The 9,199-nt window shown below is 57.1% G+C and carries 10 protein-coding genes; 2 read left to right on the forward strand and 8 right to left on the reverse strand.

The window, feature by feature from the left end; genetic code table 11:
- Nucleotides 1-97 precede the first annotated feature (97 nt).
- From QMX91_RS25985 to QMX91_RS26005, 5 genes are all read right to left on the reverse strand, one after another.
- On the reverse strand, nt 98-844 hold the full coding sequence (locus QMX91_RS25985) for a YebC/PmpR family DNA-binding transcriptional regulator (protein WP_003227527.1): 747 nt from the start codon (nt 842-844) through the stop codon (nt 98-100).
- A 128-nt stretch (nt 845-972) separates the two neighbouring features.
- On the reverse strand, nt 973-2,748 hold the full coding sequence (gene aspS, locus QMX91_RS25990; RefSeq protein WP_003227530.1) for an aspartate--tRNA ligase: 1,776 nt from the start codon (nt 2,746-2,748) through the stop codon (nt 973-975).
- 100 nt (nt 2,749-2,848) lie between these two features.
- Nucleotides 2,849-3,070 (reverse strand): zinc ribbon domain-containing protein, encoded by a 222-nt coding sequence (locus QMX91_RS25995; RefSeq protein ID WP_003227532.1) that lies wholly within the window; start codon nt 3,068-3,070, stop codon nt 2,849-2,851.
- A gap of 133 nt (nt 3,071-3,203) precedes the next feature.
- On the reverse strand, nt 3,204-3,539 hold the full coding sequence (locus QMX91_RS26000) for a ribbon-helix-helix domain-containing protein (RefSeq protein WP_027612532.1): 336 nt from the start codon (nt 3,537-3,539) through the stop codon (nt 3,204-3,206).
- A gap of 186 nt (nt 3,540-3,725) precedes the next feature.
- Nucleotides 3,726-4,196 carry a Dps family protein gene (locus QMX91_RS26005; protein WP_007912745.1) on the reverse strand — a complete coding sequence of 157 codons (471 nt, stop codon included), beginning with the start codon at nt 4,194-4,196 and terminating at the stop codon, nt 3,726-3,728.
- A gap of 310 nt (nt 4,197-4,506) precedes the next feature.
- On the opposite strand from QMX91_RS26005, the gene QMX91_RS26010 reads away from it, so the two are divergent.
- Nucleotides 4,507-5,109, forward strand: a complete 603-nt coding sequence (locus QMX91_RS26010) for a cold-shock protein (RefSeq protein WP_134787184.1) — start codon at nt 4,507-4,509, stop codon at nt 5,107-5,109.
- A 72-nt stretch (nt 5,110-5,181) separates the two neighbouring features.
- Here the strand turns inward: QMX91_RS26010 and QMX91_RS26015 are convergent, their stop codons facing one another.
- Both QMX91_RS26015 and QMX91_RS26020 read right to left on the reverse strand, forming a co-directional pair.
- Nucleotides 5,182-5,388 (reverse strand): SlyX family protein, encoded by a 207-nt coding sequence (locus QMX91_RS26015; RefSeq protein WP_007962092.1) that lies wholly within the window; start codon nt 5,386-5,388, stop codon nt 5,182-5,184.
- A gap of 3 nt (nt 5,389-5,391) precedes the next feature.
- The gene (locus QMX91_RS26020) at nt 5,392-5,817 is read right to left on the reverse strand and encodes an HIT domain-containing protein (protein WP_027612530.1); all 426 of its coding nucleotides are present in this window, start codon (nt 5,815-5,817) and stop codon (nt 5,392-5,394) included.
- 897 nt (nt 5,818-6,714) lie between these two features.
- Between QMX91_RS26020 and QMX91_RS26025 the strand changes: the two genes are divergently transcribed.
- Nucleotides 6,715-8,013: an OprD family porin gene (locus QMX91_RS26025; protein WP_096795090.1), complete on the forward strand. Its 1,299-nt coding sequence runs from the start codon at nt 6,715-6,717 to the stop codon at nt 8,011-8,013.
- Between the two features lie 218 nt (nt 8,014-8,231).
- On the opposite strand, the gene QMX91_RS26030 is transcribed toward QMX91_RS26025, so the two are convergent.
- Nucleotides 8,232-9,074, reverse strand: a complete 843-nt coding sequence (locus tag QMX91_RS26030; protein ID WP_096795091.1) for a mechanosensitive ion channel family protein — start codon at nt 9,072-9,074, stop codon at nt 8,232-8,234.
- Nucleotides 9,075-9,199: the final 125 nt, after the last annotated feature.

The following is a 9,199-nucleotide window of genomic DNA, read 5'->3' on the forward strand; positions in this document are numbered from 1 at the left end:
GGCTTGCTCGCGAAGGCGGTGTGTCATTCAGCATTGATGCTTGCTGATACGCCGCCTTCGCGAGCAAGCCCGCTCCCACATTGAAGCCTAGTCGCTCTTAACCGAGCTGAGCGGCCACATCTTCCGGAATGTCCGCGTTGGAGTAGACGTTCTGCACGTCATCCAGATCCTCGAGCATGTCGATCAGCTTGAGCACCTTCTCCGCGCCCTCCAGATCCAGTTCGGCACTGGTGGTCGGCTGCATGACGATTTCTGCGTCGTCACCCTTGAACCCGGCCGCTTCCAGCGCGTTACGCACCGCGTAGAAGCTGGTGAACGAGGTGAACACGTCGATCGAGCCGTCTTCATGGCTGACCACGTCGTCGGCATCGGCTTCCAGCGCCGCCTCGGTCAGGGCGTCTTCGTCGACGCCCGGGGCGAAGCTGATCTGCCCTTTGCGTTCGAACAGGTACGCAACCGAACCGTCGGTACCAAGGTTGCCGCCACATTTGCTGAACGCATGGCGCACGGCAGCTGCGGTACGGTTGCGGTTGTCGGTCATGCACTCGACCATCACCGCCACGCCGCCCGGGCCGTAACCTTCGTAGGTCAGTTCTTCAACATTATCCGCTTCGGTCGCACCGGCGCCACGCGCAACGGCGCGGTCGATGATGTCGCGGCTCATGTTCGCACCGAGGGCCTTGTCCAGGGCCAGGCGCAGACGCGGGTTGGAACCCGGATCGCCGCCGCCCTGACGGGCCGCAACGGTCAGCTCACGGATCCACTTGGTGAAGATCTTGCCTCTCTTGGCATCCTGACGTTCTTTGCGGTGCTTGATGTTCGCCCACTTGGAATGACCTGCCATAACTCGCTCCGAATTCTCTTTGAAACGTGGCCCGCCCTGCTCACGCAGCGGCCAGCCAACAAAAAATCTCGACCTGCTCTCTAAAGAAAGAAAAAAGGCGCATCCGAAGATGCGCCTTCAGGCCCGTCTTACTCAGCCTTTGGCGTTTCGCGCAAACGAATGTGCAGCTCGCGCAGTGCCTTGGCATCTACCACACCCGGGGCTTGCGTCATGACGTCCGCAGCGCTCTGGGTTTTCGGGAAGGCGATCACTTCACGGATCGACTGGGCGCCGGTCATCAGCATCACCAGACGGTCCAGACCGAAAGCCAGACCACCGTGCGGCGGTGCACCGTACTTCAGCGCGTCAAGCAGGAAGCCGAATTTCTCTTCCTGTTCCGCCTCATTGATACCCAGCAGACGGAACACCGCTTGTTGCATTTCCTTGCGATGGATACGGATCGAACCGCCACCCAGCTCGGTGCCGTTGAGCACCATGTCGTAGGCGCGGGACAGAGCGCCGGCCGGATTGGCTTCCAGCTCTTCTGGGGAGCACTTCGGCGCGGTGAACGGGTGGTGCAGCGCCGAGAAGCTGCCGTCGTCGTTTTCTTCGAACATCGGGAAGTCGACGACCCACATTGGCGCCCACTTGCAGGTCAGCAGGTCGAGGTCGTGACCGAGCTTGATACGCAGCGCGCCCAGGGCTTCGCTGACGATCTTGGCCTTGTCGGCACCGAAGAACACGATGTCGCCGTCAACCGCACCGACGCGATCAAGGATCACGTTCAGGTTGGCTTCAGGGATGTTTTTCACGATCGGCGATTGCAGACCTTCAACACCGGCAGCGCGCTCGTTGACCTTGATGTACGCCAGGCCCTTGGCACCGTAGATGCCGACGAACTTGGTGTAGTCGTCGATCTGCTTGCGCGGCATGCTCGCCCCGCCTGGAACGCGCAGTGCAGCGATACGGCATTTCGGATCGTTGGCCGGGCCGCTGAACACCTTGAATTCGACTTCTTTGAGTTGATCGGCAACGTCGACCAGTTCCAGCGGGTTACGCAGGTCCGGCTTGTCGGAACCGTAACGGCGCATGGCTTCTTCAAAGGTCATGTGCGGGAATTCGCCGAATTCCAGATCCAGCACTTCCTTGAACAGGTTGCGGATCATGCCTTCGGTCAGGCCCATGATGTCTTTTTCGTCGAGGAAGCTGGTCTCGATGTCGATCTGAGTGAACTCAGGCTGACGGTCGGCACGCAGGTCTTCGTCGCGGAAGCACTTGGCAATCTGGTAGTAACGGTCGAAACCGGCAACCATCAGCAGTTGCTTGAACAGCTGAGGCGATTGCGGCAGGGCGAAGAACGAACCAGCGTGAGTACGGCTCGGCACCAGGTAGTCGCGGGCGCCTTCCGGGGTAGCACGGGTCAGAATCGGCGTTTCGACGTCGAGGAAGCCGTTCTCGTCGAGGAAGCGACGGATGCTGGTGGTCATGCGCGAACGCAGACGCAGCTTCTCGGCCATTTCCGGACGACGCAGGTCCAGGAAGCGGTAGCGCAGGCGGGTTTCTTCGCCGACGTCGGAGTATTCGTTGAGCGGGAACGGCGGGGTTTCCGACTCGTTCAGCACTTCCAGCTCGTAGCCCAACACTTCGATCATGCCCGACGCCATGTTGGCGTTGGTCGCACCGGCCGGACGCAGACGCACCTTACCGGTGATCTTCACGACGTATTCGCTGCGCACGCGATCGGCGGCGGCGAAGCTCTCGGCGCGATCCGGATCGAACACCACCTGAGCCAGACCATCACGATCACGGATATCGAGGAAAATCACCCCGCCGTGGTCGCGACGACGGTGAACCCATCCGCAAAGGGTAATTTCCTGGCCTTCCAGGCTTTCGTTCAGTTGGCCGCAATAATGGCTGCGCATCATGGTAGTGGTTTCGCTTCTCGTAATTCGAAATTCGGTGGAGATCCCGTCGCACTCAAGCACTGCAGAATCTCACGCGTGTCGTTCGACCTGGGCCTGAACCCTAGTCAGATTTGTCGCCACCGGCCAGATTCTTCTTGGCTCCGGTCTTGAAATCGGTTTCGTACCAACCGCTGCCGCTGAGGCGAAAACCCGGCATGGACAGCTGTTTCTTGAGCTCTGGCGCCTGACAGGCAGGGCAGTCGACCAGCGGTGCCTCGCTGATCTTTTGAATGGCTTCCAACTGATGACCACAGGAAGCACATTGATAATCGTACATCGGCATGGGGGTGTCTCGGCGATCAGATTGCCACCGCGCGCAGGGCTTTGCGGCGAAAGAGCGGGATTATATCCATTAAATGCGGGCTGTGCAGCCGTAAGACTGCACAGCCCGCCACGTCATTTCAAGTATTGCCCGTTCAGGGCATGACGGCCGCCGGGGTATCGCGCAGGCCATTCATCACGCACACCACCCGTACCAGACCACTGAAGTTTTTCACCCCGCCGTGGCGCAGGTGCACTTCGCGGTCCACATGTGACAGCAGCGTGCTGACCGAACAGCCGTTGTGCCCGGCCATGTCACCAAGAATGTTCCAGTAAACCTGCTCGAGCCTCAAGCAAGTGGCAAAGCCGTTCAAACGCACTGATCTGGCCAGCGGCCGGATCAGCTCAAAATCGAAATCGCTGACAAACGGATCGACCTTCATTTCCCGTTGCGAACCGACGTGCTCGCATCGCCTGTCTCCACCTACCATATCGCTGACACTCCTTTGTCATCGCTGCTTTTATAAAGACAACATCCTGTGCCTTCATAAAAACGCAGACGCAAAGTCAGCGCCAGACGACTAGTTGCCCAGCAGCGTAGGATAAGCCGACATGTTCAGTAAGATTTGAAACAGTATGCGGACATCCACACCTGCGGACGTCCGCGCACCGGACTATCAGGCCTCGAGCAACGCGCGCAACATCCACGCGGTTTTCTCATGCACCTGCATGCGCTGGGTCAGCAAGTCGGCCGTCGGCTCGTCACTGACCTTGTCCAACAGCGGGAAGATGCCGCGAGCGGTGCGAGTGACCGCTTCCTGGCCGTCGACCAACTGCTTGATCATGTCCTCGGCACTTGGCACCCCGACTTCTTCTTTAATAGAGGAGAGACGCGCGTAAGTCGCGTAGGCACCCGGCGCAGGAAAACCCAGAGCGCGGATACGCTCGGCGATCAGATCCACCGCCAGCGCCAGCTCGTTGTATTGCTCTTCGAACATCAGATGCAGGGTCCTGAACATGGGACCTGTGACGTTCCAGTGGAAGTTATGGGTTTTCAGATACAGCACGTAGGTGTCCGACAGCAGCCGCGACAGCCCCTCGACGATGGACTTGCGGTCTTCTTCACTGATACCGATATCGATTGCCATGTTTACCCCCTAAGGCGATTGAATTCATCCAACAGGTGCAGACCCACTCTAGCAAGGCAGCCGCCACCTCGCAGCCGACAATCTTCACTCGCCATGCGACAAATCGACCGGGCAGGTGCCGCTGGCCGGGGTAATTTGAGTAGCTGCAGGCTTTGCTGTTAAATAGGCAGTGTGTCGCTACGCCCCATTTTTCGGGGGTGTCGCGCATAGGCTGATGCCGGGCACGTGTCCAACGCCTCTTTATTGTTCCGAAGCGAACCGTGCGCCTTCAGCTCTTCCTTGTGAGCCGTCATAACGTGAGCCAATCAAAATGTTGAAAATCGTCCACCTGCTAATGGGCGCAGCGGCCTTGCTGCTGTCGTTCATACCTAGCTTGAAATCCGAAGCCGTTCCTTACCTGCAACAACCCGATGCACTTTACCTGGCCTTTTTCGGCCTGCTGAATCTGGTCATCGCTCCAGTGATTCCTTACTGGAACAAAGGCCCGCGCCAGCATCTGCAAAATCTGGTCAGCGCTCTTCTCGTGCTGACTGTCGTCCTGCAAACCCTGACCCTGATCGCACCGATGCCAGTCATCGCCGGTCAACCGGCGGTGTTGTTCAGCCTGGTGATCGCCCTGGTTGCCGTGGTTGTGCACTTGGCCGTGAGCTTCTACAAATCTTCACCGGCTGCCGCACCTGTCACCTATGACATGAGCAACCGCGATACCGGTACCGTCAAGTGGTTCAACACGTCCAAAGGCTTCGGCTTTATCTCCCGGGATTCCGGCGATGATATTTTCGTGCACTTTCGTGCAATCCGTGGCGAAGGCCACCGCGTACTGGTCGAAGGCCAGCGCGTGGAGTTCTCGGTGATGAATCGGGACAAAGGCCTGCAAGCCGAGGACGTGATCGCCGCCCTGCCGCGTCGCTGATCCAAGGCAATAAAAAACCGCGAACAGCCAGGCTGCTCGCGGTTTTTTTACGCCTGCATAAAGGTGTTGGCATCAGTAATGCGGTGGTGGCGCCTCTTCCTCGAAAGAATCGAACTGCCCGACCATCTCCTCCTGACGCTTGAGCAACGCCGCCATTTGCAGTTGCAAGCGCTCGATCACCCGCTGCTGCGCCACCAGTTCGTCGTTCAACGCCTGAATGGTGTCATCCTGAAAAGCCAGACGGCTTTCCAGATCGGTGACGCGTTCTTCAAGGTTCATGGTTCAACCCTCCAGAAACGTGAAGTGTTCGGTCAGCACCAGACGCAGCCGCTCACGAATGCTCGCGACCTGCTCGGCGCTGTAGGGTTTGGCCGGGTGTTTGCCCCAGACCGGCGCCGGCCATGCCGCATCGTCACGCTTGCGCACGATCACATGCATATGCAACTGGCTGACAACGTTGCCCAGCGTCGCGACGTTCAGCTTGTCGGCATCGAACAAGTCCTTGAGCAACTCGGCCAGCGCCGTGGTTTCCTGCCACAACTGCTGCTGGTCGGCGACATCCAACTGAAACAACTCGCTGATATCGTCGCGACGAGGCACCAGGATGAACCACGGGTAATTGGCATCGTTGGACAGCAGCAGCCGGCAGAGCGGGAAATCGCCGATGGTCAGGGTGTCCTGTTGAAGTCGTGAATCTAAAGCAAACACTGCGTGCACTCCCGGCTGATCTACACAATTCAGCTTAGCGGCCACCCAGACAGGCAACGCACCAAGCGACAGGCAGGCAGCATACCTGCGAATGCGCCGGGCTTCACGATGAGCGTGCCAGGACAGACATTGCTCAACGCTCCTGCATGCGACATTTTCGGGCGGCACGCACCATGACGGAACCGACTGCGCGGTGCAGCACAATGAAATGACCAGAAAAGCCCAAAGCGTTCATCCCCTGCTCCCGCTCAAACTGTATGAATCCGGAACAACTGGAAAAATTTTTGCACCAAAACCGCACAGCGCGTCTACGCTCAGTGCGTCGGGCATCCGCCGAATACTCACCGGCGGGGTGAACCGGTAACGTTTTTCGTTGTCCCGCGCACGAACCTGCTCGACAACACCAAGCGAGGGATGGCGTCAAGCCCTGATAAAGAAGGGCTTGAGGCCCAGTATTTATGAGGTTTTTACAGCGAGTGACGAGTGTTCAGAAAAATAACCGCATAGAGAAAGCGGTTTGTGCACGCTTGTTGCATTCGTACCCATATGGACTATAAGCGCACCACGGGAAGTGGGAGCCTTAGGCCCAACAAAAACAGTGGCAGGGTTGCCCGATGGAGATTCAAGTGTTTTGCCAGGGACTCTTTTTTAGCGATGCAAAAGGCTAGAAAAACAGCGAGAAAGTTGTCGATCCGATTGCATCGGTACTGTGAATTTGCGACATCTACAAAGCCATCTGCGACAGCGTCGTAAAGAAGGTGAAAGGTTGGATTAGCAAGTATCGCCAACATTGTCGGCGTGATATAAGTTTGCGCCGACACAAAAAGAAAGAGCCGCCCAGATAATAAAACAGGTGGGACGGCAGTACTCTTCTAAAAACCAAAGGAGCAAATCACGATGCGCGTGATGAAGTGGAGCATGATCGCCCTGGCTGTTGCAGCAGGCACCTCGCAGTTCGCAATGGCATCTTCGCAGGATGACGCCAAAGGGTTCCTGGAAGACCAGAGTCTGAATCTGAAAACCCGTATGGAATACATGAACCGCGACTTCCGTAATGGTGCCGGTAACATCCAGACAGGTCCAACGACATACAAGAGCGGTTATCGCCAGGACACCGGGATCAGCCAACTGCTGACCTACGAATCGGGCTTCACTCAAGGCACCATCGGTTTTGGTCTCGACGCGATGGCCATGGGTACCGTGAAGCTGGATGGTGGTGAGGGTCGTTCGGGCAACGGTCTGTTTGCCCGTGATAGCGATAATGAACCAGAAAAATCGCAGGGCAAAACCGGCGCAGCGGTGAAGTTCCGCCTCTCCGACACTACTCTGAAGTACGGCCGTCAATTCGTTGCCAGCCCAGTGTTCGCTACCGACGACAGCCGTTTGCTGCCTGAAGTTGCCGAGGGTACCTTGATCACCAGCAAAGAGATCAAAGGTCTGGAACTGACCGCTGGTCGCTTTACCGCGCTGAGCTCGCAAACCGGGATGGGCAAGGACAGCATCAACGGCAAGCACACTCCAGGCTTGACCAGCGCCGACATCGCTGGCGCAACCTACCAGTTCACCGATAACTTCGTTGCCGGTGTCGCTGCATCTGACGTTGACGACTACTTCAAGAAGCAATACATCAACGCCAACTACACCTTCCCGATCGCAGACGATCAATCGCTGAACATCGACTTCAACGGTTATCGCACCAAGGATCAGGGTCAGGCGCTTTACGGCAAGCTCGACAACAAGCTATGGAGCCTTGCGGCAGCTTATAGCATCGGTGCGCACAAATTCACCATCGCTCACCAGCGCTCCACTGGCGACACCAACTACCTGTACGGCGTGGACGGTAACAGCACGATCTTCGTAGCCAACTCCATCCAGATCTCCGACTTTATCGGTCGCGACGAACGTTCCTGGCAGGCTCGCTACGACCTGAACATGAAGACCTACGGCGTTCCTGGCCTGAGCTTCATGGCACGTTACGTCAAAGGCGACAACATCAAGACCACGGCTGACACCGAAGGCAAGGAAAACGAGTTCAACTTTGAAACCAAATACGTACTGCAGGAAGGTCCAGCCAAGGATCTGTCGTTCCGCCTGCGTAGCGCGATCTATCGCGCAAACGGTGCGTACAATGCTGACTACACCGCAGACAACAATGACGTGCGTGTAATCGTTGAGTATCCGCTGCACATCCTGTAATTGGGATGTAAATTCGCGTTACTCCAGAGCAGCGCTCAAAAAAAACCGCCCACCTGAAGCAGGTGGGCGGTTTTTTTTCGCTCATAATTTCCTTGGAATAAAATTAGCCAACTATCAATTAGCCTGCAAACTTTGAAACCGCCAAAAAACCCAAGAGCGGAGCACATCTCTTGGGCCTGATAACAACTAACTGACCCTCTGGCCAGAAATCAATGTTGTTACTGGGTAGCGCCTTCCTGCACAACACGAATCACACGCTGTGGAAACGGAATATCAATACCGGCAGTTTTCAAACGGTCACGCGACTGTTCGTTAAACATGAACATCACGTCCCAATAGTCTGCAGTTTTAACCCACACACGCAGGGAAACAGTGATCGAACTGTCACCCAACGTCGAAATGACCGCTTGTGGCGCAGGGTCCTGCAATACGCGCTCATCCTTGGCCAGATCCAGCAGCACCTGACGGGCCTTTTGCAGATCTGCTTCGTAATCCACACCCACGTCGAACACCACTTTGCGGGTTGGCTGACGGTTGGTGTTGGTGATGATGCCGTTCGACAGATTGCCGTTCGGGACGATGATGGTCTTGTTGTCACCGGTACGCAGCACGGTGTGGAAAATCTGGATGCTGTCGACCGTACCCGCCACACCTTGCGCTTCGATCCAGTCACCGATACGGAACGGACGGAACAACAGAATCAGCACGCCGCCGGCGAAGTTCGCCAGGCTGCCCTGCAACGCCAGACCGATGGCCAGGCCGGCAGCACCAATCGCGGCCACGAACGAGGTGGTTTCCACGCCGATCATCGAGGCGACGCTGACAATCAGCAGCACCTTGAGGATGATGTTCGCCAGGCTGCTGATGAAGCCTTGCAGCGCCAGGTCGGCATTGCGCAGGGCCAGCAGACCGCCGAGTTTTTGCGTGACCTTGTTGATCAGCCACCAGCCGATGGCCAGGGTAATCACTGCCAGCAGCACGCGACTGCCGTATTCCATGATCATCGGAATCCACGCCTGGGACGCCTTGACCAGGTTGTCTACCTCAGCATTCAAATCCATCTTCCATCTCCTGATTTCCGGCTACCCGGGCTGTACACATATAAAAAGTGGGAGCGGGCTTGCTCGCGAAAGCGGTATGTCATTCAACAATGAGTTGCCTGACACAGCGCTTTCGCGAGCAAGCC

The sequence above is a fragment of the Pseudomonas sp. PS01299 genome, assembly GCF_029960145.1.
Lineage (GTDB): Bacteria > Pseudomonadota > Gammaproteobacteria > Pseudomonadales > Pseudomonadaceae > Aquipseudomonas > Aquipseudomonas putida_A.

Bases quoted from the DNA above. Each gene is read 5' to 3' on its own strand.
- QMX91_RS25985 (WP_003227527.1), bottom strand. From the start codon at position 844: ATGGCAGGTCATTCCAAGTGGGCGAACATCAAGCACCGCAAAGAACGT.
- aspS (WP_003227530.1), bottom strand. From the start codon at position 2,748: ATGATGCGCAGCCATTATTGCGGCCAACTGAACGAAAGCCTGGAAGGC.
- QMX91_RS25995 (WP_003227532.1), bottom strand. From the start codon at position 3,070: ATGCCGATGTACGATTATCAATGTGCTTCCTGTGGTCATCAGTTGGAA.
- QMX91_RS26000 (WP_027612532.1), bottom strand. From the start codon at position 3,539: ATGGTAGGTGGAGACAGGCGATGCGAGCACGTCGGTTCGCAACGGGAA.
- QMX91_RS26005 (WP_007912745.1), bottom strand. From the start codon at position 4,196: ATGGCAATCGATATCGGTATCAGTGAAGAAGACCGCAAGTCCATCGTC.
- QMX91_RS26010 (WP_134787184.1), top strand. From the start codon at position 4,507: ATGTTGAAAATCGTCCACCTGCTAATGGGCGCAGCGGCCTTGCTGCTG.
- QMX91_RS26015 (WP_007962092.1), bottom strand. From the start codon at position 5,388: ATGAACCTTGAAGAACGCGTCACCGATCTGGAAAGCCGTCTGGCTTTT.
- QMX91_RS26025 (WP_096795090.1), top strand. From the start codon at position 6,715: ATGCGCGTGATGAAGTGGAGCATGATCGCCCTGGCTGTTGCAGCAGGC.
- QMX91_RS26030 (WP_096795091.1), bottom strand. From the start codon at position 9,074: ATGGATTTGAATGCTGAGGTAGACAACCTGGTCAAGGCGTCCCAGGCG.